Origin of the sequence: Exiguobacterium aurantiacum (genome assembly GCF_024362205.1) — a bacterium.
GTDB classification, from domain to species: domain Bacteria; phylum Bacillota; class Bacilli; order Exiguobacteriales; family Exiguobacteriaceae; genus Exiguobacterium; species Exiguobacterium aurantiacum_B.
This window is the reverse complement of record NZ_CP101462.1, coordinates 2,173,882-2,198,377: the sequence shown is the minus strand read 5'-3', so window position 1 is coordinate 2,198,377 and position 24,496 is coordinate 2,173,882. Positions and strand designations below refer to the sequence as shown.

Sequence of the window (24,496 nt, the reverse complement as noted above, 5' to 3'; positions counted from 1 at the left end):
ATTGTGATCGAAATTAAAGTACCGGAATTAGCAGAGTCCATTACGGAAGGAACGGTCGCGTCGTGGCTTAAACAGCCAGGCGACCACATTGAAAAAGGGGAAGCTATCGTCGAACTCGAGACGGACAAAGTCAATATCGAGGTACCGGCCGATGAGTCGGGCACGCTCGACGAGCAATTGGCGGCCGAAGGGGACACGGTCCAAGTCGGACAAGTGATCGCCCGCCTCAGCTCAGGTTCGGGTGGCGGCACGGCCGTCGCGACGAAGACAAAGACAGAAGCACCTGCTGAGACGGCTCCAGCTCCGACTGAGACGAAAACAGAGGAAGTCGGCGAAGCGAAGAAAGTCGAGCGCCGTGAAGAGCACGTCGCGAGCCCGGGCAAAGGACCGATCGCGACACCGGCGGCCCGTAAACTGGCCCGTGAAAAAGGCATCGACTTGTCAGCCATCCAAACGAACGACCCGATTGGCCGCATCAACGTCCATGACGTGACGAGCCACGAGTCGAAACCGGCATCGACGTCAGCTCCACAAGCACCGAAAGCACCGGCAGCGGCACCGCAACCGGTGGCGAGCGGTAAAGACGAAGAGCGCATCAAAATGACGCGTCGTCGTCAGACGATTGCTAACCGCCTCGTCGAAGTGCAACAGACGGCAGCGATGTTGACGACGTTCAACGAAATCGACATGTCGGCTGTCATGGCGCTCCGCAAACGTCGCCAAGAGAAGTTCATCAAGGACAACGACGTCAAACTCGGTTTCATGTCGTTCTTCACGAAAGCGGCCGTCGCGGCACTCAAACGGATGCCGTACTTGAACGCTGAGATTCAAGGTAACGAGATCGTCTTGAAGAAATACTATGACATCGGCATCGCCGTGTCGGCTCCGGACGGCCTTGTCGTCCCGGTCGTCCGCGAAGCGGATCGCAAAAACTTCGGTGAAATCGAGAAGGACATCTTGCACCTTGCCGATAAAGCCCGCAACAACAAGCTCGGGCTGAGCGACCTCACAGGTGGCACGTTCACAATCACGAACGGTGGCGTCTTCGGCTCACTCTTGTCGACACCGATCTTGAACGGCCCACAAGTCGCCATCCTCGGGATGCACTCGATTCAACTCCGTCCGATCGCCATCGACGCGGAGACGATGGAGAACCGTCCGATGATGTACGTGGCGCTCTCGTATGACCACCGCATCGTCGATGGTCGTGAGGCTGTGACGTTCCTCAAGCACATCAAAGATATGATTGAAGATCCAGAACAGTTGTTGTTCGAAGCGTAATACAAGAAGGTCCATGCCGAGCGGCATGGACCTTTGCTTATGCGATGAGCGTCTCATCGAGCGTAATTTGATGCTTGCCGTTCGCTTTTGAACGATAGAGCGCTTGATCGGCCCGTTCGATGGCGGCGTGTGGCACCGTCTCCGTCTGCCAGAGCGAGGCGCCGATACTTGCCCCGACGCTTGTTGTCCCGTCTTCGATGGCGATCGGTTCGGACAGAGTCGCGATGATGTTTTGTCCGATTTGTGTGATTGCTTGTTCGCTCCGTCCATTCCGTTCGAACAAGAGGAAGAACTCGTCACCGCTCAACCGGACCGGGTAGGCACCGTCGAGCGTCACGCGCTTCAACCGTTCGGCGATCTCAATCAAGACGTCGTCGCCCGTGGCGTGGCCATACGTGTCATTGACCGCCTTGAAGCCATCGAGGTCGATATAGAAACAGACATATTCATTACGCGTTGCCTGCGCTTCGTTCAAATAATGTCGGAGCGCCGTTCGATTAGCGAGTCCGGTCAAGACGTCGCGGTTGGCGAGCGACTCGTAATGGACCCGTTCCGTCTCGGATTCGGTGAGCGATGTCACAAGTGACTCTAAGGCGAAGGCGAGCGACTCGATCTCATGGATGCCGGACTGGTGCGGGAACGTCTTTGCTTTTCCTTGTTTCATGAGAGCGGCCGTCTCGGTGATGCGTTGGAGCGGTCGCGTCACGATCGAGGCGAGGAACCATCCGAGCGTGGACGTCACGAGTGATGCGATGAGACCGATCCATAAGATTTTATTCTCGAGTTCGATGACCGGTGCGAACGCGACCTCGGTCGGTTGACGGACGACGACACTCCAGTCGAGGCCGGCGTAATCTTCATAGCCTTCACCGGTGGCGACGCCGGTCAAATAAGAAGTTCCGTCCTGCCACATGTCGACGTGCCAGCCCTCTTTCAGAGACGTCGGAAGCGGTTTGCCGATGAGGTGATCAGGCCCGAGCAACACCGTGTTGTCGCGTCCGCTGACGACGAACAAATCGGTATAGTCGGATTGATGATGGAGCGTCCGATTGAAGTGGCGGAGCACTTCCTTGCCCCATTCCCAACTGAGGTGGGTCGCGAGCACGCCTTGGAAGGTCCCATCACGGACGAGCGGGACGCTGATGTCGACGAACTGGAGGACTTCACCGCTCGGGTTCGGCAACAGTTCGGCGAGCAACACAGCCTCGTGGACATCGCCGATGAACGGCTCTTGCTGTGCATTTAGAAACACGGGTCGTTCGCTGATCGAAGCCCCTTCTAATATGCCGTTCGTTGAGGCGACGACGTTCCCTGACGCGTCGGTCACACCCATCCACGAGAAAGCGGGGATGTTCGTTTGGACCTGGTCGAGCAACGCCCGGCTCGAGGCGGGGTCGTTCAAGGCGTCGAGCCCTTGGAGCAATTGGACTTCTTGATAGCGCGACCACATGTAAAAGTCGAGCTTGTCGACGAGCTGGTGCGACGTCATCGATAACCGTTCTCCAATCTCCGCTTCGAGCGAGGCGGCGGACCGTTGACTGGTCATGTACGTCAACGTGATGGTGAGCAAAAAGACGAGCGTGGCGATGCTGAGCGCCAAGATGAGACCGAGGCGCATCGAAAATGATTTCATAAACTAATTCCTCCTACAATGACAACATCCACTTTGTTCATCGTCATCTTTTCCGAGACATGAAGCAAAGTTAAGAAAAAACAAGGTCGATTTCGTGGAAACAGATAGCGCTTTCGTTATAATGAAAGACGAATCGATACAAATAGAGGTGAAACGAATGAAACAGAACAAATTATTGGTCGTCGCGACGCTGCTTGCGGTTGCGCTCATTGCCGTCGTGGTCGTTCTCTTGAACCGGCCGGCCGAGCAAGCCGAGACGGCGGCACCGGTGACGGCGGAACACGTGTCGACGGAAGGCCAGCCGACGCTTGGTGATGTGGACGCACCCGTCTCGGTCGTCGAGTTTGGGGATTACAAATGCCCGTCTTGTAAACAGTGGGGCGAGACGGTCTATCCGAAGTTGAAGCAAGACTATATCGACACCGGAAAAATCAGTTTCAGCTACATCAACGTCCTGTTCCACGGTCAGGAGTCGATTTTGGCATCACTCGCGTCGGAGTCGGTGTATAAACAAGATCCGGACGCGTTCTGGGATTTCCATAAGGCGCTCTATGACGCGCAACCGGCGAGTCAGCAGCACGACGAGGCATGGGTCACGGTCGAGCGGTTGACAGAGATCGCGAGCGAGACGACATCGGTCGACGTGGCGAAGCTCGAGGACGACTTGAGTGAGAACTCGACGGTGCTCGAACAAGTGAGTCACGATGACGGGCTCGTCAAAGAGCACGGTGTCCAGTTCACACCATCGATTATGATCGACGGGGTCATGCTTGAAGACCCGTTTGACTACGAGACGATTGAGCGATTGATCGAGCAAGGTACACCATGAAGCAGTCGTTCTTGACCCGCTACGGTCTGTATCTCGCTTGGCTCGTCGCCCTGACGGCGACGCTCGGCAGTCTCTATTTCAGCGAGATTCGCGAGTTCGTCCCATGTGAGCTCTGCTGGATTCAACGCATCTTTATGTATCCGCTCGTCATCTTGCTCGGGGTCGCCGTGTTCACGGACGATCGGGCGGTGAAGAAGTATGTATTACCGCTCTCCATCATCGGAGGTCTGATTTCACTGTACCATTATTTGGTTCAAAAAGTACCCGGTTTCGCTGATATCAAACCGTGTGTCGCTGGGGTACCGTGCAACGTGCAATACATCAACTGGTTCGGGTTCGTGACGATCCCGTTCCTTGCCTTGACGGCATTTACTTTGATCACGCTCCTCGTCTGGCGCGTGAAACGCAACTGACAATGAAGGAGATGGAACGTGTGAAGAAATGGATGCTTTTCGGGCTGATCAGCCTCATGGCGGTGCTCGCCGCGTGCAGCAATGAGATTGAAGACCCGCTCAATTGGGAGATCGAGTCGTTCAATTATATGAATCAAAATGAAGAGATGGTCAGTCTCGATGATTTGAAAGGGAAGGTATGGATGGCCGACTTCGTGTTCACAAACTGTGAGACGGTCTGTCCACCGATGACGTACAACATGACGAAACTCAATGAGGCGCTCGTCGAGGAAGGTGTCGAGGACGTCCAGTTCGTCTCGTTCAGCGTCGACCCGACCGTCGATACGCCAGATAAGATCAAAGATTTCATGGCCAACTATGATTTGGCGAAGGCCGACTGGCAGTTTTTGACGGGCTACTCGCAAGAAGAAATCGAGGCGTTCGCGCAACAGAATTTCAAGGCGCTCGTTCGTAAACCGTCAGAAGGTACGCAAGTCGATCACGGGACATCGTTCTATCTCGTCGACCAGGACGGGAAGATTATCAAAGTGTATCCTGGTTTCCAAGACGTACCGCTCGAGGATATCGTGAACGATATCAAGATTTTGCAGGAATCATGAGACGGCCAAGTGCCGTCTTTTTCTGTGTTCAAAAACAGGGGAATCGGCGCAGGTGCCGTATAATGAAAAGGTAGAGGAGTGGATAGAATTGAAGAAGACGCTATTATTTTCATTGATGGGTATGGCCGCCGTGATGGGGACCGTGCTCACACAATATAAACCGCTCGGCAAAAAGCCGAAAGCGCTCCGGTCGCCGAACCTCGTGAACGGTAAGTTTCGGAATCAGATCGAGACGCCGATGCGGTTCTCATCGGACGACATGATCTCGATGTCGAAGGAATACTTGAACCCGGACTCGCTCCGGAAACCGAGCGAGCGGTTGCCGGTCGTCCCGATCGACTTCAGCGAGAAACTCGGCTCGAGCTTCACCCGCATCTATTGGCTAGGCCATTCGGCGATGCTCGTCCAAATGGACGGCAAGACGATGCTCGTCGACCCGATGTTCGGCCGGAGCCCGTCGCCGCTTCCGTTCGCGAAGAACGAGCGGTTCAGCGAGGATTTGCCGTTCGAGCTCCACGACCTACCGGACATCGATGTCGTCTTGCTCACGCACGACCATTATGATCATTTGGACTATGCGACGATTCAAGTGATCAAAGACAAGGTCGCCGTCTTCATCGTCCCGCTCGGCGTCGGCAGCCATTTGAAACGCTGGGGCGTCGGGGCGGAACGTATCGTCGAACGCGATTGGGGCGAGACGTACGATTTCGGCCCATGGACGTTCGTCTGCACGCCGGCCCGGCACTTCTCAGGCCGTTCGCTCACGGATCGCAACGCGACGCTCTGGGCGTCATGGGTCGTCCTCGGTGAGACGGACCGACTGTTCTTCAGTGGCGACGGTGGGTATGGACCACACTTCAAGGAGATTGGTGATACGTACGGACCGTTCGATTTCGCGGCGCTCGAATGCGGGCAATACGACGAACGTTGGCCGGACGTGCACATGCAACCGCGTGAGACGGCACAGGCGTTCCGTGACGTCCGGGCCGACAAGATGTTGCCGATTCATTGGGGTGCGTTCACGTTATCGTTCCATGCTTGGTTCGACCCGGCCGAACAGATGGTAAGTCTGTTGCCGCGCGAAGACGTGCTCACCCCGAAAATCGGTGAGCGGATCACGCTCGACGGACGGAACGACACGACCAACTGGTGGCGTGACATCGAAGACATGAACAAGCGGTGACCGAATTCGGTCACCGCTTGTTTTTATGAAGAGAGGCGTTCAGCCTCGTCCGTTTCAATATGCAGTTTATGTTTACGCGTATAGACGAGGAACGCGCCGGTCATCGCAATCGAGCTGATCCCGAACAAGACGACCATAAGCTGCAAGCCAATCAAGTCGAGGAAGAAGCCGGTGACGAGCAACACGACTTGGAAGACGATGCGGTCGAGCATGTTCCGGAACGAGAAGAAGCGTCCGTGATAGTCTTTCGGCATCCGTGTCTGGAATATCGTCACGGCCGTCGGGAAGAAGCAGCCGACCGAGAAGCCGAACAAGACGAACGCCGCGATCGAGACGACCGGGATGTCGGCGAAGTAAAGCATGAGCTGGGCGACCCCAATCAAAAACGAGAACGTGAACAAGATCGAGAACACGGAGAATTTCTCGCCGATCCGTTTGATGAGGAACGCACCGACCATGAAGGCAATCCCTTCGGCCGTGTAAATCCATCCTTTGATCGCCGTCGAATCTTGCAGCTCGCTAATGTTGATGACGAGCAAGTTGAACCCGCCGATAAAAAGGAGCGGGATGAGCGTCATGACGAGTGTCATAAAGATGACCGGAATCGATTTGATGATCGGGAAGACGTCCTTGAACCCGCCGGACGACTTCGCGTCCACTTTCTTCGCAGACGGAGCGACCGTCTCGTCGATCTTCAAGAACCACGTCGCCACGGCGAGAAGGAGATAAGCGACTAGCGAGAGCGCGTAGACGTCACGGAGCGAGATGAGCGTGAGCAAGATGCCGGCGATGGCCGTCCCGATGACACGCGACAGCGTCGATACGTTCATATGCACCCCGTTCAAGGCGAGCAGTTCCCGTTCTTTGACGATGAGCGGGATGGCCGCCTGGAGCGCCGGAAAGTAAAACGCGGCCGACCCTTGCAGGAAGACGAGGAAGACGACCATCCACAGCACGCTTCCCGTCTCGATGGCGACGAACATGAACAGGACGCTCAGCGCCCGGACAATACTTGAGATGAGCATGATTTTCTTTTTCGAGCCTTGGTCGGTGAGACGGCCGGCGAGAGGCCCGATGGCGACCCCGGCGAGCAATCCGCCAGCGAGGATGAGCGCCTTGACGAAGTCAGACGGCACTTTCTCCTGCATGAACTCCAAGTTGCCGATGATGCCGAGCCAAAGCCCGAGACCGGCCACAAACTCCCCGGTCAAGATGATCCAGACGTTGCGATTTTTCCACATATGGTTAAGTCCTCGATTCTTATTAGGTAATAATAATTATCCTTCAGAACGATTTAGAAAGCTACAAAAAGGAGCAAAGATTTCGAACTGACTGTATGAGCAATTCATTTCGTAATACAATGTGTATAAAGGAGGCTAATCGTATGGGAATGATATCTGTACGACTCAATGAGGAGGATGAGCGCCTCATTAGAGCGTATGCGAGATCTAACAACCTGTCCCTCTCGACTCTCGTTCGAGATGCTGTCTTGAAACGAATCGAGGATGAGCACGACTTAAAACTTTATAGTGAAGCGATAAGCGTGCACCAGAAGCATTCCGAAGCAATTTCATTTGATACCATGGTCAAGGACTTAGACAAGTAAATTGAATCTAAAAAGCATTCGTCCAAATATGGGCGAATGCTTTGCTTTTATTCGTGTAACATCAGATATCGCAGTTGTCGTCCGTGCACGTCGCACCGCCCGAAAGCACTTGAAGCGTCGGTGCCGACTCGGCCCACGTCTTCTCGAGCACTTGCGTGAACGCCTCGGTCGGTTGCGCGCCAGAGACGCCGTATTTATTGTCGAAGACGAAGAACGGGACGCCGGTGATGCCGAGGTCGCTCGCACGCTTCTCTTCAGCGCGGACGTCTTCTGTGTAGATGTCAGAGGCAAGAACATCTCTCACGGCGTCGGCATCGAGTCCGACACTCGTCGCGATCTCAACGAGGACGTCATGGTCGCCGATGTGTTTCGCGTCGACGAAGTACGCCTTGAGGAGCGCCTCCGACAAGGCCTTCTCTTTGCCGACCGTCTTCGCATAGTGCGTCAACCGGTGCGAGTCGAGCGTGCCCGTGACGACCATGTTGTCAAAGTCGTAATCGAGTCCGACCGTGCGGGCCTGAGCGGCGACTTGCGCCGTCGTCGTTTTCGCCTGTTCGAGCGGCATGCTGTACTTCTTGGCGAGTACTTCATAAATCGAGCGCGAGTCCGTCGTCGGGGCGTTCGGGTCGAGCTCGAAACTCTTGAACTCGACTTCGACGTTGTCCGCGTGCGGGAACTGTTCGAGTGCTTCTTCTAAACGGCGCTTGCCGATATAACAGAACGGGCAGACGTAATCTGACCAAACTTCAATTTTCATTTTCAATCCCTCCTACAGTCAGTGTAGGATGTCTTGAATTCGAAGTAAATGAATGTGCTCACGAAAAAAAGCCCTCACGAGGAAGGCTTAGAAAACGTACCAGAACACGCAGACGAAGTGGGCGAAGCTGCCGAACAAGATGAACAAGTGGAACACCTCGTGGAAGCCCCAACCGCGCCAGTTGACGAACTTCGGCTTGAAGCCGTAAATGAGTCCGCCAATCGTGTACATGACGCCGCCGAGGATGAGCCAGAAGATGCCGGCGTTGCCGATGACGTCATGAAGCGGTCCGATGAAGAAGACTGACAACCAGCCCATGCCGATATAAAGTGCCGTCGACAAGAAACGCGGCGCGTGGAACCAGACGAGCTTGAAGACGATGCCGAACAAGGCGAGCGCGTGGACAGTCCCGAACAACACCCAGCGCGTCGGTCCCTCAAGCGCGAGCAACGTGAGCGGGGCGTATGTCCCGGCGATCAAGGCGTAAATCATCGCATGATCGATTCTCCGGAAGAAGGCGATGACGTTCGGTGAGGCGATGATGCTGTGGTACAGACCGGACGACAAATAGAGGAAGACGAGGCTGATGCCAAACAAAATCGCAGCCATAATGGCGAGCGGTTCGCCGAGCATGGACGCTTTCACCGTCATCGCAATCAACGCGATGAACGCGAGCACGGCCCCAGCCAAATGGGTCAGTGCGTTAATCGGTTCCCGAAAAATCGAATTCATGTAAAAACACTCCTTATCACATCATGTAGTTTCCATAACTACATGATAAGCTGTATACGCCAGAACGACAAGGTTTTTGTTTCGACAAATCCGGTTTGTCCGTATACTGAAGGGGAGGTGATTCGATGAAACCGCATGAAATTGTAAAGACGGAAGGGACGTTGCCGAAGCAGGTGCTCCCGACGATCGACTTATATATGGACCAAGTCATCCAGCTGTTCGAGCAACATTACGGAAAGATGAAGCGGAGTGACGACGAGACGATTTTGACGAAGACGATGATCAACAACTACGCCAAAGGCAAGCTGTTCCATCCTGTCAAAAACAAGAAGTATACGAACGAGCACTTGATGTTGCTCAGCCTGATTTACGAGATGAAAGGACTCTTGTCAATCAACGACATCAAAGAGACGCTCCGGCCGTTGAACGAGTCGGACGAGGGCTTCTCGCTCGAGGACTTCTATGACGCCTACCAAGTTCAGAAGGAGCAGAACATGCAGGCGTTCGAGGCGCAAGCCGAGACGCTCCTCGCCAACGTGCGCACGAACGAGACGAACGGCATCCAACAATCGCTCGCCATCGCCTCGGCCGTCCATATGAGCCATTTGTTCCAACGGCTCGCCGAACAATTGATTGATGAAAGCAAATAAAAATGTCCCCTAGAATCCGATTGGAGTCTAGGGGACATTTCATTTCAGACGATCGCGTTCGAAGCGCTCACCTTTATTGTACAGTTTGATGACAAGAAGTGGTGCTACATAACTGATGATCACGAGAACGAGTAGCGTCCAGAAGAGATTATAATCCAACATGAGACGCTCATACGCAAACGATAACAACAAGATGACAGCGATATGAATTACCGGGTGGAGGTGCCGGAACAAGGCGTTGAGCACACTACTGATGAATACAGTCAAAATTACGAGCATGAACAAGCCGAACGCAATCAACAGCCACATGTAATCCATAAGTCACCGCCTGGTTAATTATTGATGTACTTCTCGAACACGTCGCCGAAGTCTTTGCGGTTCCACTCGTGGTAGTGTCCTTTGAGCCAATCGAAGCTCTGCTCGTTCAATTCCTTGAACGTCGAGGCGACGTTCATATCGCCTTGGCGCAGCCCGCTCAAAATCGATACCGAATGCGTGAGCGACGCGTTGGCGTATTCCATCATCTTTCGGCCTTCGCGCTGCTTCTCGGCGATGGCGAGGAGCGATTTGTACAAGTCTTTCACATGTTCGATTTGTTTTTTGTTCACGTCAATCGAATACGGCTTGTCGCCAATGGTGAACTTGATCTCGACGTCCATGTCGACCGTGCCGGCCGTCTCGAACATGACGTTATTCAATGGGAAGTGGGCGTATGGATAGCGATACAAGACGCGTTTCGAACTCATCGCGCTCGTCCCGTCGAGGTGAATCATCGCCAAGTTCGTGAAGCAATACTCGTCCGATTTCGACTTGATTAAGAAGTAAATCTTCTCGTTGTCCTCATGGAGGACGTAATCGTCCGAATCCGCTTTATCGAAATCTTTCGGGTCGATGACTTCACCGATATCGCTGAAGCCCGTCAAATCAGAAGCTAGTTTTTTGAACATGTCCAATCTCTCCTCAGTAGTGGATTTTGTGCATCTCGTTCGGGTCAGACCCGGTCCGCTCGTTTCGGTTGAGTCCGTCGATCGCGTGCATCTCTTCTTTCGTCAACGTGAAGTCGAACACCTCTATATTCTCGCGAATCCGACTCGGTGTGACCGATTTCGGGATGACGGCGACACTGTTCTGTAAGTGCCAACGCAGGATGACTTGAGCCGGTGACTTCCCATACTTGGCCGCAATCTCGGTGATGACCGGATCCTCGAGCGCCTCGCGTCCTTTCATGAGCGGACTCCACGCCTGGATTTGGATATCGTAGCGCTGGCAGAACGCGATCAATTCTTTTTGGGACAAGTATGGGTGGATCTCGACTTGGTTCACCGCCGGCACGATCGAGCACGACTGGATGATCTGTTCGAGGTGGCTGATCTCAAAGTTCGAGACCCCGATGGCGCGGACCTTGCCTTCCTCATACAACTGTTCGAGCGCCTTATACGTCTCGACGAACTTGCCGAAGCGCGGCATCGGCCAGTGAATCAAGAACAAGTCGACATATTCGAGCCCGAGCCGGTCGAGGCTATCTTGGAACGCTTGGAGTGCCTCGTCATAGCCGTGGAACTCGTTCCACAGTTTCGTCGTCACGAAGATGTCTTCCCGCGGGACGTTTGACTCGCGAATCGCTTGGCCGACGCTCTCCTCGTTCTGATAGATGGCCGCCGTGTCGATTAACCGATAGCCGGCGTCAAGCGCCGCTTTGACCGTGTCGACCGTGACCGCACCGTCTTCCACTTTGTACACGCCGAGTCCGAGCATCGGCAGTTTCACATCATTGTTGAGTGTTGTCCATTCCATAAATTGATTCCCTCCCTCTCATCTCTTACGTTACCGAAATTTGGACAGAAGTGAAAGCGAAAGCTACAGCCGAATGCTTTCCCCGTGCGTCTTGATCACGATTTGGTCACGCTCGAGTTTCGCTGCGGCGACGAGCCGCTCATACGGCTCTTCGACCGGTTCATACGACAAGACGAACGTGTCCCAATGCATTGGGAAGAAACGCTTCGCGCCGCTCTGTTTGAACATCGTCCACGCCTGTTCCGGCGTGCAGTGCGCTTCCTCGAACGACTCGGGTTGATAGGCGCCGATCGGGAAGAAGGCGAGGTCGATCGGTTCTTTGTTCGCGAGCCCGTTGAACGATTCGGTGTAGGCTGTGTCCCCTGCAAACAACATGCGGACGCCTTTATATTTCAAGACGTAGCCGTTATAGCCCATATGTTTGTCCCATGGGAAACGATTGCCCCAGTGGGCGACGGGAATCGCTTGGACGTGGAGACCGTTCGCGAGCGTCAACTTATCGTGCGGATGCATCTCGAGCGTCTGTAAGCTCGGATATTTACGCAACAGTTTGCTCGTGCCGGGAGCCGAGATGACGACCGTATCACGGGTGATGAGTCGCTTCAAGCTCTTATGGTCGAAGTGATCCATATGGGCGTGGCTGAGCAGGATGACGTCGACGTGCCCGATCTCCTCGATCGAGAGGGCGGGGGCGGTGTGGCGTTTCATCCCGAACGTGACGGGGCCGACGTGGACCCCGATCCGGTTCGAGAACACCGGGTCGGTCAAAATTTTCAATCCATACCAATGGATGAGCACGGTCGAATGGCCGACCCAGGTGGCGCCGACCATCGTCTCATCGAACGAGGCGAGGTCCGGTTTGACCGTCGGGACTTTGAAGGCGGGGCGAGGCAGTCTTCGTTTCAATCGTGTATATAAGAACGTACCGACGCTCGCTAGGACGGCGCTCGGGACGAGTAGATTTCGTAATCGCATAACAGTCACCTCATCATCTAGGATGGTTTAATCATACCGCTCGTGTGATGAGCTTGCATCCGCCGGAAGGTGTAGAAAAAATGGGAGATTGTGGGGCACCTCTTGCGAATCCGCTTTCAATTTGGTACGGTTGCAATAACTTAGGAAAGGAAGGTACATCGTGCCATGAAAAAGTCACACGCACTCAACTGATGAAACGAATCATCACTGTTCGCACGAACAGTCACGGGTGAAGTGTGTCCAATTTCAGGCTACGGGGGTAACCCTTCTTTCCGCTTGACCGGAGCTCTTCACACCATCGCTTGTGAGCGGATGGTGTTTTTTGTTTCATCGCGTATCAGAACAATTAGCGAGGTGAAACAATATGTTATCAATCCAACAAGTCCGGTTCGACCACGACCGGCAACCATTATTCGACAACGTCTCGTTCGACGTGGCGTCAGGGGAACGGGCCATCTTATTCGGACAGAACGGGTCCGGCAAGACGACGCTGTTCAAACTGCTTATCGGCGAGCTGACCCCGCAGTCAGGCACGATTGACGTCTTAGGTTCGGTCGGTGTCGTCGAACAGACGGTGTTTGACGGAGAAGAGACTGCGCTTGACTACGTCATGCAAGGCGACCCGCAACGCTATCCGCTCTACATGGACGTCACATCAGGAGACACGGCGCGCGTGCTTGAAGCATACGATGAGGCGCTCGCAACTGACGCCTTCGGACTCGAGCTTGAGGCGAGACAATCGCTCAAACGGCTCGGTCTCGACGCACAGGACTCGATCCGGCTCCGAGAGTTGAGCGGTGGTGAACAGACGCGGGCTCAACTTGCCCGGCTCACGATGCGACACGTCGACATCATCCTCTTAGACGAGCCGACGAACCATCTCGATGTCGACTCAATCGAGTGGCTGACGCGCTGGGTGAACGAGTTTCCGGGCACGGTGCTCGCCATCTCCCACGACCGTCAGTTCATCGACGATGTCGCGACGGTCATCCTTGAATTAGATGAAGGGAAAGTCGTCCGCTATCCTGGCAACTACACGGCCTATAAACACCAGAAGGACGAGGAACGTGTACGTGACGAGCGGGCCCATGCCCGCTATGTAGCGCGGAAGTCGGAACTACTCGATATGATCGCCCAATATAAAGGCTGGCATTTGAAAGCGAAAGCGACGGCGAGCGTGCGGAGTCCCGGCGCGCAAAAAGGCGCGGCGAACCTAGCCGTCAAAATGAAGGCAAGGGAACGTAAGCTCGAGCAACTCGAAGGTTCTCGGCCCGATCGCCCGAAAGACGCGGCCCACGTCTCCGTCCGTTTCCAAGCCGACCCGCTCGAGGCGAAGACGTGGATCACGGTCGACGAGATCTCGTTCGGTTACGAGGAACCCCTCTTTGAGCACCTCTCGTTCACGGTGAACCGGGGTGACCGCATCTCCATCGTCGGTCCGAACGGAAGTGGGAAAACGACGCTGTTGAAACTATTGATCGGCGAACTCGCACCGGAGGCAGGGGACATCAAGCGTCATCCGAAACTGAAGGTTGGCTATTTCTCGCAGACGCTCGCGCGATTGCCGAAAGACGGGACGTTGCTCGACGCACTCCTCGCCGAGAGTGACATCACAGAGACGGAGGCACGGACGCTTTTGGCGCACTTCTTATTCCGCCGCGATGAGGTGTACAAGCCGATCCGTGACTCGAGCATGGGGGAAAAGTGCCGCATCGCCTTCCTCATCCTCTATTTCTCGGATGCGGATCTGCTCGCGCTCGACGAGCCGACGAACTATTTGGACGTGGCGACGCGAGAACAAATCGAGGCCGCACTCGACGTGTATCGGGGTGGGTTGATTCTGATCTCGCATGACCGGACGTTCCATCGCCTGACGGACCGGACGATCGAGCTCGGGGAGACGGTACGCGTCCTAGAAGCAGGTAGTACAACGCCGCCGGTCGACGTCGACGCGACGCTCCGGACGCTCGAGACGCTGACGAGCGAACCGCAAATTTTCTTCGACGAGGCAGGAAACGGGATCCCCCTTGCCGAATCGGAGAAAGGACGAAACAAATAGGGGTGGAAGAACATGAAAGAAGAAGTACGGGTATCACGGGCAGCGTCACGGAAACGGAAACGGTTTTGGCAATCAGCGACGGTAGTGTTGTTGATCGCCTCGCTTATCGGCGTCATCGCGTTCGCGGCGCTCATGGACTCGAAGAAGTCGGCGTTGCCGGAGACGGACGACATCGCGACCGAATCGGTCAACAGCGAGACGGAAGCAACAGATGAGACCGAGGCGGAAGCAGAAGGCGACGAGACCGAGGGAATGTTCGTCTATGTCGCGGCACCGTATACGAAAGTATTCGCCGATGACCGGGTGACGGTCATCTATGAGGCCGACCTCGGCGACCGTTTCGAGCAACTCGAAGCCGTCAGTGGTTTCGTCAAGCTTCAATTGAACGAGCGGACGACCGGTTGGGTGACGGAAGCGCAAGTGACGAAGGAAGCGACAAGCGTCTCGGATGAAGATGTGACCGCGGCCTGGAAAACCGTCGTCCCGACGGCCGACCCGGCGACGCTTGAATGGCTCGGCCAAGACGTCGCGAGCGTCCGCGCCACGCTTGGTGCCCCGAAATCGGTCCAGCGTGACCAAGTGAATGAATATCATTTCTATGACGGTTTCTTCTTGATGGTGCGTGACCAGCAAGTGAAGGCGATCGACTGGGACCGCCAAGCGGTCGCGACGCCGGAACTTGAGGCGACGAGCGGTCAAAACGCCGGCAGTTGGTACGAAGGCGAGACGCGGCAATTGAAGTTGTTCCCATATGACGGGGTCATGCGGGTCCGGCTCGAACAAAAATAAATGCGATCGTCGAGAGGATATCCCTTTCGGCGATTGTTTTTATGCTTTCATTCAAACAATCGTTTGAATGTTTTTAAAGAAAGGTATAAACTAGTAGAGAGAGGGGGAGGAGCTATGGGTGCACATCACGATCACCACGGGCATGATCATCATCATACGACGAACCAACGGGCATTATTCTGGTCGTTCGTCCTGATTGCGACGTTCATGGTCGTCGAGGTCATCGGCGGTCTGTGGACGAACAGTTTGGCGTTGTTGTCGGACGCGGGTCACATGCTCAGTGACGCGGCCGCGCTCGGTCTCAGTTTCCTCGCCGTCCGGTTCGGGGCACGGCAGGCGACGCCGGAGCGGACGTTCGGCTATCGGCGCTTCGAGATTTTGGCGGCATTCGTCAACGGCTTGACCTTGCTCGCCATTTCCATTTACATCATCATCGAGGCGTATCAGCGCTTGTTCGCCCCGCCCGAGATTTTAAGTGGGGGCATGCTCACGGTCGCCGTCATCGGACTGCTCGTCAACGTACTCGCGGCCTGGCTGCTCATGAGGGGTGAACGTGACAACTTGAACGTCCGCAGTGCGCTGTTGCACGTGTTCGGTGATTTGCTCGGCTCGGTCGGGGCCATCACGGCGGCCATATTGATCATGACGTTCGGATGGACGCTCGCCGACCCGATCGCCAGCCTGTTCGTCGCCGTCTTGATTTTGATGAGCGGCTACCGTGTGACGCGGGAAGCGATCCACATCTTGATGGAAGGGACACCTGACCAAATCGACGTCGTGGCGATGCAACGGGAGCTAGGTAGTGTCAATGGCGTCAAAGAAGTCCATGACTTACACGTCTGGTCGATCTCATCAAACGAACTCGCCGTCACGTGCCACGTCTTGATCGAGGCGGACACGGACGACCAGCTCGTCTTGCACGACGTGACGGAACGGATTCGTCAGTTTGCCACGTTCGATCGCTCGACCGTTCAAATTGAACGGGAAACGCAATGTTGTGAGAAACGGACGATCTGGTAAACGAACAAGCGGTCCCTGACAGATGTCGGGGACCGCTTTCGTTATGGTTTCAAGACGACTTTGACACAGTCGTCCAAATGATCGTTGAACATCTTGTACGCGTCGGCCGCTTGTTCGAGCGGCAAACGGTGCGTGATGATGTCGGTCGGGTCGAACTTTTTGTCGATAATCATCTGGAACAGCTCAGGCATATAATGGATGACCGGAGCTTGGCCGGTCTTGATGCTGACGTTTCGGGTAAAGAAGTCGCCGAGCGGGAACTGGTTATAGTTCATCGCATAAATCCCAGTCAATTGGACGGTGCCGAACTTACGGACCGCTTCCTTGGCGACTTTGATGGCACTGAGCGTGCCGCCCTGGACCATCAGTTTCTGTTCGACGGTCTCGATCGGCGACTTTTTACCGTCGAAGCCGACACAATCGACGACGATATCGGCGCCACCACCCGTGATCTCACGGATGTATTTGCCGGTCTCGACCGGGTCTTTCATTAACACGGTCTCGACGTTATTCGATAGCTTGGCCCGATTCAAGCGATAGATTTCGGGATCGACGGCGATAACGCGTTTCGCGCCGCGCACCCAGGCGAGCTTCTGCGTCATCAGACCAACCGGGCCTGAACCGAGGACGACGACCGTGTCGCCGGCTTTCATGCCCGCACTGTCCAAACTCCACCAGGCTGTCGGGATGACGTCTGATAGGAATAGGAGTGCCTCGTCATCGAGCTCGCACGACTCTGGGATGACGAGCGGCATGAAGTTGCCATATGGCACTTTTAAGTACTCGGCTTGGCCGCCCGGGTGGTTCCCGAACTGTTCCGTGAACCCGAAATAGCCGCCCGCATCGGTGTGCGGGGCATGGTTCGAGTTGTCACACTGACTCTCCATCTCATGTTCACAGTAGTAACAATGTCCGCAGGAGACGTTGAACGGCAAGACGACGCGGTCGCCTTTTTTCACTTTCGTCACATCCGGACCGATTTCTTCGACGATGCCCATCGGCTCGTGCCCGATTACATAGCCATGACGGGTCGGCATGTTTCCTTGATAAATATGCAGGTCCGATCCACAGATGGCCGTCGATGTGATCTTGACGATAATCTCTTCCCGGTTCTCAATCTCCGGGTCTTTCACATCCTTGACCTCGATGTTCTTGGCTCCTTGATAGGTAACAGCACGCATATGTCCACTTCCTCCTTTTTTCGAAAAACAGGTAAGTCGCAACATGGGTACTGTACCCGCACAGCGTGCATGCGAATCCGATTTTTGGGGAAAATAGGAAAAGGGGCTCACTGAGGAGCCCCGGTCCCAGCGACGTCGATGACGACGATCTCTGGTGGGTTGAACACGCGCGGTACGCTGACGCTATAGTTGAAGCCGCGCCCGATGACGTGGGTGAATGACTCGTGCTCGTACAGTCCGCCGGCATATTTCGGGAAGAAGCCCTGGTCCGGCGCGTACAGACCGTTTAATAGATAAGGGATGCGTACCTGTCCGCCGTGGGCGTGGCCCGAGAGGACGAGGTCGAATGGCAAGGCGGCATACGTCTCGACCTGTTCGGCCCGGTGTGACAAGAGCAGGCTGAACGCCGTCTCGGTGTCGACATCACCGAGTGAGGTCAAGGCCGTCTCTTCCCAGCTCGCATAAATATTTTCGGTGTATGTCCGCAGTGGATCTTCGAGCCCGCCGACGAGTATTTCGACCCCGTTGACGTTGACCGAGTCCGTCTCGTTCTCGAGCACCGTTACGCCATAGGAGCGGAACACGTCTTTGACGTCGTGGCGGACGAAATCTTCCGAGCTGTCAATCTCATGGTTTCCGGTCACGAAATACATCGGTGCGATTCCTTGTAGCCCCTCGATCAATTCGAACGAGGCGTCCGGTGAACGGTAACGGTCGAGGATATCGCCGGGAAGGGCGATCAAGTCCGGTTCTTGTTCCCGCACCTTGTCGATCAAGACACGTTGGTCGTCCCCGTATGAGTAGCCGTGTAAGTCCGACAACAGGACGACCCGGAACGATTGACCCGCTTCGAGTTTGTCGGACTCGACCGCATAATTGCGGACGGTCAGACCGTTATAGAAAGCGGCGAGGAGGAACGCCACCCCAAGGCCGAACGTCACATATTTTCGTTTTCCTTTGAACATCATCCGCCTCCTCTGCTTGTCTATCGTTCCTTCATTCTACTCGGTAGAGTGGGGAGACGCAAAAAAAAGCCCGCTCGGAAGCGGGCCATCGAATTATGCTGCTTTGGCAGTCAACTTGACGTCGACGTTGCCGCGTGTCGCTTTTGAGTACGGGCAAACTTGGTGTGCCGCTTCGACGAGACGTTCCGCCGTCGCTTGATCCACACCTTTGATCTCGACTTCGAGTTCGACCGAGATGAAGAAGCCTTCATCGTTCTGGTTGAGCGTCACGTGTCCTGTGACGTTCGTGCCGTCTGTTTTGATACGTTCTTTGCCGATGACGAGGTTCAAGGCGCTACCGAAACATGCTGCGTAACCTGCTGCGAAGAGTTGCTCCGGGTTCGTCGCCTCGTCCGCGTGTTTTGAGCCAGGCATTGAGACGTTCAAGTCGATGACGCCGTCCGTCGAAGTGACGCGACCTTCGCGGCCACCGATTGCAGTTGCTGAAGCTGTGAATAATGGTTTCATGATTCAATTCCTCCGTTTCGTTTTTAGGCAATTAAGTTGTGCACAATCTAATTATAGGGCAGTCAAACAGATAAGCAAATGATATGCTTGTCCTAAGACTATAGCCGGAGGAAATTTTATGAAAAGTTCGTTAACATTAGAGCATCAGATCTGTTTTCAGCTCTATACTGCTTCAAAGGAGCTTACGAGATTATATCGCCCGATTCTCGCGCCGTTAAACCTGACATATAGCCAGTACTTGGTCATGCTTGTCCTGTGGGAGGAAGACAATATCGATTTGAAACAGCTCGGTGAGCGGCTCACGCTCGACTCGGGCACGTTGTCACCGCTCGTCAAGCGGCTGATGCAACTCGATTACGTGGAGAAAGTGCGGGCGACCGATGACGAGCGCCGTGTCCTCTTATCGCTCACACCGTCCGGCAGCGCACTGCGTGAGCAGGCCGAAGACGTCCCCGTCAAAGTGAGTGGTATGCTGAATATAGATGAAGCGACGTATGTCGCTTATATGGAGATGCTCATCGATATCAAGACACGACTGCGTGACTTCGGTGAGCGACAGGAGTAGCTTTCTCGAAAGGAGACGCGATGTTTCGTAAACTAGTGATTCTATTGCTCGCGATCGGCATGTATGCGGCCTGGAAGTATGAAGTGCCGAACGTGTCGGCGCCGACGAGCATTCAAGTGAAGTCGACGGAAGTGATGGAAGAACAACAGGAACGTTCGACCGACGCACCGCGCTTCACGAGCCAATATGCCGGGCATGACTGGTACTTGCTCGAGAAGAACGGCGACCGCAGCCTCGAGTTGATCGATGGTGACGGTTCAAAGCAAGGCCACTACCAGTTCGAGACGGGTAGTGTGTTCGAAGGACTTGTCATCAACGAGACGACGAGGGAGCAAGTCGAGCAAATCGGTTTCGATGAGGTCAAGTCGTATAATAAGGGACTTAAACGCTACTTGATCCCGGACGACCCGTCGTTCGACGTCTACTCGATCGACGACGACTATGTGACGTTGTTCTTCGATCAGCACGATGAGGACAAGCTGAAGGCCGTGCTCACTGTCGACCGGGACGTCGAGGAGTCGAGTGACGGCTATTACGGCGACGTGTCGGAAGACAATCTCGTCGCGAACGAGCAATTGATGCGGATGCTCATGAACTGGGACCGTCAGAAGTTCGGGTTATCGGCGCTTGCCGACTATGAGCCGTTGCTTCCGGTCGTCCGCGCCCATAGCGAGAATATGGCCCGCAACAATTTCTTCAGCCATACCGATCCCGAGGGCCGCGACCCGTTCGAACGGATGAATGAGGCCGGCATCGCCTACTCCCTCGCCGGGGAGAACTTGGCGATGGGGCAGATGAGCGTCTTCCATGCCCACTGGGGGCTGATGAACTCGCTCGGTCACCGGGAGAACATTTTAAAAGACGGCTTCACGCATGTGTCGGTCGGCCTCGTCTACAACGAAGAGTCGAGCCCGTTCTACACGATCAATTTCATCACGCCACGCTAAAAAAAGGATGGCCCGCCGGATTTCGGCGGACCATCCTTTTCTCTCATAATAGGCGTTTGACCGCCGTCTCGATTTCGTCGGGTGTCGTCTGCGGCGAGAACCGTTCGATGACGTTGCCGTTCCGGTCGACGAGGAACTTCGTGAAGTTCCATTTGATCGTCTTCGAGCCGAGCAGGCCCGGTGCTTCTTTCGATAAGTATTGGAAAAGCGGGTGGGCGTCTTTTCCGTTCACGTCGACTTTGGCGAACATCGGGAACGTCACGCCGTAGTTCAATTGACAGAACTCGCTGATTTCCTCGTTCGAGCCCGGGTCTTGATTGCCGAACTGGTTGCATGGGAAGCCGAGGATATGGAAACCTTGTCCTTGGTAACGTTCATATAATTTCTCGAGCCCGTCGAGCTGTGGTGTGAAGCCGCACTTGCTCGCCGTGTTGACGATTAACAGGACGTCCCCCTCGTATTTCGATAGCGGTTGGAGCTTGCCGCTCATGTCGGCCGCTTCATATTGATAGATCATGCTGATTTCCCCCTTTTTTCTTTTCATTATACCAAGCGGGAATTCAAGGCACGACTTTGAAGCGGTCGTCCGCAATCAAATTGTCATGAAACGATGAAGTCGTTGTTACAATGAAACATGATGGACGGCGTATAATGAGACTCGTTGTAGAAAGGAACGGTGTTATGTACATACTGAAAAATGAATTTATATGGATCGGTTTGATCCTGATTGGCTTATTCTTCTCGAGCGCGACCCCGTATTCGGACCAGAGCATCGTCTCACCGCTCGAACGCATCAATTGGACGTGGGCCGAACCGGTACTCTCGACCGTCGACTTCGAGTACGCCGGAGGACCGGTTTCGCTCGAGGCGAAAGGGAGCGTCGGTTTGATTGAGTTCTTGATTCGGAAAGCGGCGCACTTTACCGTCTTCTTCGCACTCGGGGCACTCTTCGTCAAAGCGGTGTCGCGGACAAGACTCCATGCCGGTCTGACAATCTTGTTCGCCTGGACACTCGCGAACACGGTCGCCATCTTTGATGAGTTCCATCAAAGCCTCACGCCGGAGCGGACGCCGCTCATCCAGGATATCCTGCTCGACAGTTTTGGGGCGGCCTGTGGCGTCCTTCTCATCGGCGGTTATTATGTATGGAAACACGGCCGACCGAACCGGTCGCGATCGGGGTATGTCTCCCCAAGGTGGTAAAAAAAAATACAGGTAGTTATTTGAAAAGCGCTTTCGAGAAGTGCTTTTCTTTTTTGTTTATAACGTTTTTGTGACAAGGGTAAATGAGAAATCCCTTTATACCCCCATTTTTAAACGTATAAAACCTAAATCAGGTCAATGTAACGCGAATGAAATATAAGTGTAAAATAACTTTAGGTTTAGATTGCTATAATGAGTCTCAGAGCGATATAGGAATTCGCGTTTTAACTTATAAATTATTCGATCTATTTTATATAGAAATTCACAGAACTCAGCGGAGGGAAGCACATTGGTTAACTTGAAGAAACTTGCAGCAACCGTCACTTTAGGAGCTCTTCTCATTAGCGGCACGACACCTGGCTATGCAGCGTCACTTACAGACAAACAAAAAAAGGTGCAGCAGCAACAACAAAAGAATAGCGGTGAACAGAGCAAAGCGAACGCCTCGATCCAAAAACGTGAACAGGCCATCAGCAAAGAGCAGCAAGAGATCAACAAGTTAGATGCTGAACTCCAAGACGTCATCAACGACGTCGCGCAAAAGAAAGCTGAGATTCGTGCGACACAACAAAAAATCGCAACCCTTCAAAAGCAGATCAAACAATATGAAGCCAAAATGAAGGCACAAGAAGAGCTCATGAAAGAGCGCATGGCCACGATGCAAAAAAATGGCGGCGGCTCGATCGACTGGGCAGAGTTCATCTTCGGATCGAAAGACTTCGGTGACTTGCTCACACGCATGATCACAGCAGGTACGATCCAAGAGAACGACAAGCAGATCTTCGAAGAGTACCAAGCGACAAAAGAGAAGTTGGCGAAAGCGCAAGCTGAATTGAAAGCCGAGCGCGACGCTCTCGTGAAACAAAAAGAAGAACTCGAACAACGTCAAAAGACGCTCAACAAGAAAATGAAAGAGCGCGCAGCGAAGATCAAGAAACTCAACGCTGAAAAAGTGAAGTTCGAATCGAAATTGATGAGTCTCCAAGAAATGGAGTCAACACTCAAGTCACAAGAAAAAGCTATCAAAGCTGAAATGGAAGCACAACGTCGTGCGGCCGAAGAAGCGAAACGTGCGGCGGCAGCTGCAGCCGCGGCTGCGAAAAAAGAAAAACAGCAGAGCTCGAACTCTAGTGCTAGCGCGGCGAGCACACCGGCTGCAACGCCAGTAGCATCGGTACCGGCAAGCGGCGGCATGTTCCAACGTCCGTCGGGCGGTCGTCTCTCACAAGGTTGGGGCGCGGCGAGCGGCGCGAACGGCTACACGTTCCATAACGGAATCGACTTGGCTGCACCAGTCGGCACACCGATTCGTGCGTCGCAAACAGGTACGGTCACGACTGCTGGATGGGGCGGCGCCTACGGGAACCACGTCATCATCACGCACGTCTTGAACGGGCAAGTATGGACGACTGTATACGCGCACATGAGCTCGGTATCGGTATCAGCCGGCCAACGCGTGACACAAGGTCAACACATCGGCGGCATGGGTAGCACAGGTAACTCGACTGGCTCACACTTGCACTTCGAGATCCACCGTGGCGGCTACTCGTACTCATCTTCGAGCGCGGGCAACACGGTCAACCCAGCTTCATTCTTCTAATAAGCCTATACAAAAAGTGATCGACGAACGCGTCGATCACTTTTTTGTTGCCTTGTACGCGATAAAGGTCAAGAGGGCGGCGCCGATCACGCTCAGCCAGAGCGTGTCCCAGTTCGGGTCGTCGAGCATGCTCCTTCCGCCGAGGAAGACCATGTAGCCGAGCACGGCGAGCGTGACGAGCGTCAAGACGGTCATCCGGACCCGGCGCGGGATGCGGAGCCACCAACCGAGTAGTCTGTTCATCAAAAATCGCCTCCACCTACAGTATAGGGGAGGCGACACGAATCAGCTAGGCAATCGAATCCACGCCGAAGTGAAGATTTTTTGATAGCCGACTTCTTTGTAAATCTTGTTCGATGTCGGGTTGCTCAAATCCGTATAGAGCGTACAGAACTGTTTCGACGTTAAGAGCTCCCGGCTCAGCTCGGCGACGAGCGAACGGGCATAGCCGCGCTTGCGTAGCGCTTTCGGTGTATAGACGAACGAAACGGTGACGCCGTTCGCGGTCTCACGCGATTTCTTTGCGCAGGAAACAACCTTGCCATCGACTTCCCAGACGTACACTTCTTGATTTTCGAGCATCGTCGCGATCTTTTGCTTTGCGCTGGCCTTCGACGAGACCGGTAAACCGGTTTCTTTTTCAAACGCGCTGTACGCCTTCACGAGGAACGTCTCATCGTCCTCGGTCGCACGACGCATCGATCCTTCCGACAGCGGGATATCGTTGACGTGATCGAGACGATACAGACCTTGCTCCATGAAGACTTTCGGCTCTCTCGCCGTCAAGATGTACCAGAGCGTGTAGAAGTTCATCGCTAGATCAGCTTGCGAGACGACCTCGGTGAATGGGATATCACCATTCAACAGTTCGGGCACGAGCAGACGAAGGACGTCATCCTCTCGCTCAGGTTTCACGAGCACATAGTTGAGCGGATGGGGTGGCGTCACTTGCAGGATCGCGAGCACATCACCGTCCTCTTCGACGGTCAGTTGATGATACGACTCGTATCGGCCTTGCTTGATGGCGTCGAGCACGCCGATCATCAAGCTGTTCTCGGCCTCATGTTCGAGCAGGTGGGGCATGACACGTTCTTCAAATCCGGATAGGTCGTTCCAGCGAATCAGTTCCATATGAACACCCTTTCATCGTATGTATACAAAACGGGCAAACCTGATGGCTTGCCCGTTTTTTTTCATTCTATCAAATT

Annotated in this window: 28 protein-coding genes; 14 read left to right on the top strand and 14 right to left on the bottom strand. The window is 54.3% G+C overall.

Annotated elements, in window-relative coordinates:
- The first annotated feature begins 3 nt into the window (after positions 1–3).
- Positions 4–1,281, top strand: coding sequence for a 2-oxoglutarate dehydrogenase complex dihydrolipoyllysine-residue succinyltransferase (gene odhB / locus NMQ00_RS11415; RefSeq protein ID WP_255176779.1), 1,278 nt, complete (start codon positions 4–6; stop codon positions 1,279–1,281).
- Positions 1,282–1,318: 37 nt separating this feature from the next.
- Here the strand turns inward: odhB and NMQ00_RS11410 are convergent, their stop codons facing one another.
- Entirely contained in the window at positions 1,319–2,914 is a 1,596-nt protein-coding gene (locus tag NMQ00_RS11410; RefSeq protein WP_255176778.1) for a diguanylate cyclase domain-containing protein, read from the bottom strand.
- A gap of 157 nt (positions 2,915–3,071) precedes the next feature.
- Between NMQ00_RS11410 and NMQ00_RS11405 the strand changes: the two genes are divergently transcribed.
- The 4 genes from NMQ00_RS11405 (at position 3,072) to NMQ00_RS11390 (ending at position 5,938) form a co-directional block, all read left to right on the top strand.
- A complete protein-coding gene (locus NMQ00_RS11405; RefSeq protein WP_255176777.1) occupies positions 3,072–3,743 on the top strand; it encodes a DsbA family protein in 672 nt (223 codons plus the stop codon).
- Positions 3,740–4,156: a disulfide oxidoreductase gene (locus NMQ00_RS11400; protein ID WP_255176776.1), complete on the top strand. Its 417-nt coding sequence runs from the start codon at positions 3,740–3,742 to the stop codon at positions 4,154–4,156. The genes NMQ00_RS11405 and NMQ00_RS11400 overlap by 4 nt, the downstream gene beginning before the upstream one ends.
- 11 nt (positions 4,157–4,167) lie before the next feature.
- Complete coding sequence (locus NMQ00_RS11395; RefSeq protein ID WP_255176775.1) at positions 4,168–4,755, top strand: SCO family protein; 588 nt, start codon at positions 4,168–4,170, stop codon at positions 4,753–4,755.
- A gap of 88 nt (positions 4,756–4,843) precedes the next feature.
- A complete protein-coding gene (locus tag NMQ00_RS11390; RefSeq protein ID WP_255176774.1) occupies positions 4,844–5,938 on the top strand; it encodes an MBL fold metallo-hydrolase in 1,095 nt (364 codons plus the stop codon).
- A gap of 23 nt (positions 5,939–5,961) precedes the next feature.
- On the opposite strand, the gene NMQ00_RS11385 is transcribed toward NMQ00_RS11390, so the two are convergent.
- Positions 5,962–7,179, bottom strand: coding sequence for an MFS transporter (locus NMQ00_RS11385; RefSeq protein WP_255176773.1), 1,218 nt, complete (start codon positions 7,177–7,179; stop codon positions 5,962–5,964).
- A gap of 95 nt (positions 7,180–7,274) precedes the next feature.
- Here NMQ00_RS11385 and relB point away from each other — a divergent pair, with 95 nt between their 5' ends.
- A complete protein-coding gene (gene relB / locus NMQ00_RS11380; protein ID WP_369696445.1) occupies positions 7,275–7,544 on the top strand; it encodes a type II toxin-antitoxin system RelB family antitoxin in 270 nt (89 codons plus the stop codon).
- Between the two features lie 61 nt (positions 7,545–7,605).
- Here the strand turns inward: relB and NMQ00_RS11375 are convergent, their stop codons facing one another.
- Both NMQ00_RS11375 and trhA read right to left on the bottom strand, forming a co-directional pair.
- The gene (locus tag NMQ00_RS11375; protein ID WP_255176772.1) at positions 7,606–8,301 is read right to left on the bottom strand and encodes a DsbA family oxidoreductase; all 696 of its coding nucleotides are present in this window, start codon (positions 8,299–8,301) and stop codon (positions 7,606–7,608) included.
- Positions 8,302–8,388: 87 nt separating this feature from the next.
- Positions 8,389–9,033, bottom strand: coding sequence for a PAQR family membrane homeostasis protein TrhA (trhA, locus tag NMQ00_RS11370; RefSeq protein ID WP_255176771.1), 645 nt, complete (start codon positions 9,031–9,033; stop codon positions 8,389–8,391).
- A gap of 125 nt (positions 9,034–9,158) precedes the next feature.
- On the opposite strand from trhA, the gene NMQ00_RS11365 reads away from it, so the two are divergent.
- Positions 9,159–9,683, top strand: a complete 525-nt coding sequence (locus NMQ00_RS11365) for a DUF1836 domain-containing protein (protein WP_021066767.1) — start codon at positions 9,159–9,161, stop codon at positions 9,681–9,683.
- 39 nt (positions 9,684–9,722) lie between these two features.
- Here NMQ00_RS11365 and NMQ00_RS11360 read toward each other — a convergent pair whose 3' ends face one another.
- The 4 genes from NMQ00_RS11360 to NMQ00_RS11345 form a co-directional block, all read right to left on the bottom strand.
- Entirely contained in the window at positions 9,723–10,001 is a 279-nt protein-coding gene (locus tag NMQ00_RS11360; protein WP_255176770.1) for a hypothetical protein, read from the bottom strand.
- Between the two features lie 14 nt (positions 10,002–10,015).
- Positions 10,016–10,630 (bottom strand): PH domain-containing protein, encoded by a 615-nt coding sequence (locus NMQ00_RS11355; protein WP_021066768.1) that lies wholly within the window; start codon positions 10,628–10,630, stop codon positions 10,016–10,018.
- 13 nt (positions 10,631–10,643) lie between these two features.
- Positions 10,644–11,477 carry an aldo/keto reductase gene (locus NMQ00_RS11350; protein WP_255176769.1) on the bottom strand — a complete coding sequence of 278 codons (834 nt, stop codon included), beginning with the start codon at positions 11,475–11,477 and terminating at the stop codon, positions 10,644–10,646.
- A 63-nt stretch (positions 11,478–11,540) separates the two neighbouring features.
- Positions 11,541–12,452: an MBL fold metallo-hydrolase gene (locus tag NMQ00_RS11345; protein WP_255176768.1), complete on the bottom strand. Its 912-nt coding sequence runs from the start codon at positions 12,450–12,452 to the stop codon at positions 11,541–11,543.
- A gap of 364 nt (positions 12,453–12,816) precedes the next feature.
- Between NMQ00_RS11345 and abc-f the strand changes: the two genes are divergently transcribed.
- The 3 genes from abc-f to NMQ00_RS11330 all read left to right on the top strand — a co-directional run bounded on the left by abc-f (position 12,817) and on the right by NMQ00_RS11330 (position 16,320).
- Positions 12,817–14,511 carry a ribosomal protection-like ABC-F family protein gene (gene abc-f / locus NMQ00_RS11340; protein WP_255176767.1) on the top strand — a complete coding sequence of 565 codons (1,695 nt, stop codon included), beginning with the start codon at positions 12,817–12,819 and terminating at the stop codon, positions 14,509–14,511.
- A 12-nt stretch (positions 14,512–14,523) separates the two neighbouring features.
- Positions 14,524–15,300, top strand: a complete 777-nt coding sequence (locus tag NMQ00_RS11335) for a hypothetical protein (protein WP_255176766.1) — start codon at positions 14,524–14,526, stop codon at positions 15,298–15,300.
- 114 nt (positions 15,301–15,414) lie between these two features.
- Complete coding sequence (locus NMQ00_RS11330; RefSeq protein WP_255176765.1) at positions 15,415–16,320, top strand: cation diffusion facilitator family transporter; 906 nt, start codon at positions 15,415–15,417, stop codon at positions 16,318–16,320.
- A 41-nt stretch (positions 16,321–16,361) separates the two neighbouring features.
- On the opposite strand, the gene NMQ00_RS11325 is transcribed toward NMQ00_RS11330, so the two are convergent.
- From NMQ00_RS11325 to NMQ00_RS11315, 3 genes are all read right to left on the bottom strand, one after another.
- Positions 16,362–17,501, bottom strand: coding sequence for an alcohol dehydrogenase catalytic domain-containing protein (locus tag NMQ00_RS11325; RefSeq protein WP_255176764.1), 1,140 nt, complete (start codon positions 17,499–17,501; stop codon positions 16,362–16,364).
- A gap of 107 nt (positions 17,502–17,608) precedes the next feature.
- Complete coding sequence (locus NMQ00_RS11320) at positions 17,609–18,466, bottom strand: metallophosphoesterase (protein ID WP_255176763.1); 858 nt, start codon at positions 18,464–18,466, stop codon at positions 17,609–17,611.
- A 93-nt stretch (positions 18,467–18,559) separates the two neighbouring features.
- Positions 18,560–18,973 (bottom strand): organic hydroperoxide resistance protein, encoded by a 414-nt coding sequence (locus NMQ00_RS11315; protein ID WP_255176762.1) that lies wholly within the window; start codon positions 18,971–18,973, stop codon positions 18,560–18,562.
- A gap of 118 nt (positions 18,974–19,091) precedes the next feature.
- Between NMQ00_RS11315 and NMQ00_RS11310 the strand changes: the two genes are divergently transcribed.
- Together NMQ00_RS11310 and NMQ00_RS11305 are read left to right on the top strand one after the other, a co-directional pair.
- Positions 19,092–19,538 carry a MarR family winged helix-turn-helix transcriptional regulator gene (locus NMQ00_RS11310; RefSeq protein WP_214763725.1) on the top strand — a complete coding sequence of 149 codons (447 nt, stop codon included), beginning with the start codon at positions 19,092–19,094 and terminating at the stop codon, positions 19,536–19,538.
- Between the two features lie 20 nt (positions 19,539–19,558).
- Positions 19,559–20,485 (top strand): CAP domain-containing protein, encoded by a 927-nt coding sequence (locus tag NMQ00_RS11305; RefSeq protein WP_255176761.1) that lies wholly within the window; start codon positions 19,559–19,561, stop codon positions 20,483–20,485.
- A gap of 43 nt (positions 20,486–20,528) precedes the next feature.
- Here the strand turns inward: NMQ00_RS11305 and NMQ00_RS11300 are convergent, their stop codons facing one another.
- On the bottom strand, positions 20,529–21,002 hold the full coding sequence (locus tag NMQ00_RS11300; protein WP_029595900.1) for a glutathione peroxidase: 474 nt from the start codon (positions 21,000–21,002) through the stop codon (positions 20,529–20,531).
- Positions 21,003–21,166: 164 nt separating this feature from the next.
- On the opposite strand from NMQ00_RS11300, the gene NMQ00_RS11295 reads away from it, so the two are divergent.
- Positions 21,167–21,688 carry a VanZ family protein gene (locus NMQ00_RS11295; RefSeq protein WP_255176760.1) on the top strand — a complete coding sequence of 174 codons (522 nt, stop codon included), beginning with the start codon at positions 21,167–21,169 and terminating at the stop codon, positions 21,686–21,688.
- 289 nt (positions 21,689–21,977) lie between these two features.
- Positions 21,978–23,288 carry a murein hydrolase activator EnvC family protein gene (locus tag NMQ00_RS11290; protein ID WP_255176759.1) on the top strand — a complete coding sequence of 437 codons (1,311 nt, stop codon included), beginning with the start codon at positions 21,978–21,980 and terminating at the stop codon, positions 23,286–23,288.
- 36 nt (positions 23,289–23,324) lie between these two features.
- Here NMQ00_RS11290 and NMQ00_RS11285 read toward each other — a convergent pair whose 3' ends face one another.
- Entirely contained in the window at positions 23,325–23,531 is a 207-nt protein-coding gene (locus NMQ00_RS11285) for a hypothetical protein (protein ID WP_255176758.1), read from the bottom strand.
- Between the two features lie 42 nt (positions 23,532–23,573).
- Entirely contained in the window at positions 23,574–24,419 is an 846-nt protein-coding gene (locus NMQ00_RS11280; protein ID WP_255176757.1) for a GNAT family N-acetyltransferase, read from the bottom strand.
- Positions 24,420–24,496 lie beyond the last annotated feature (77 nt).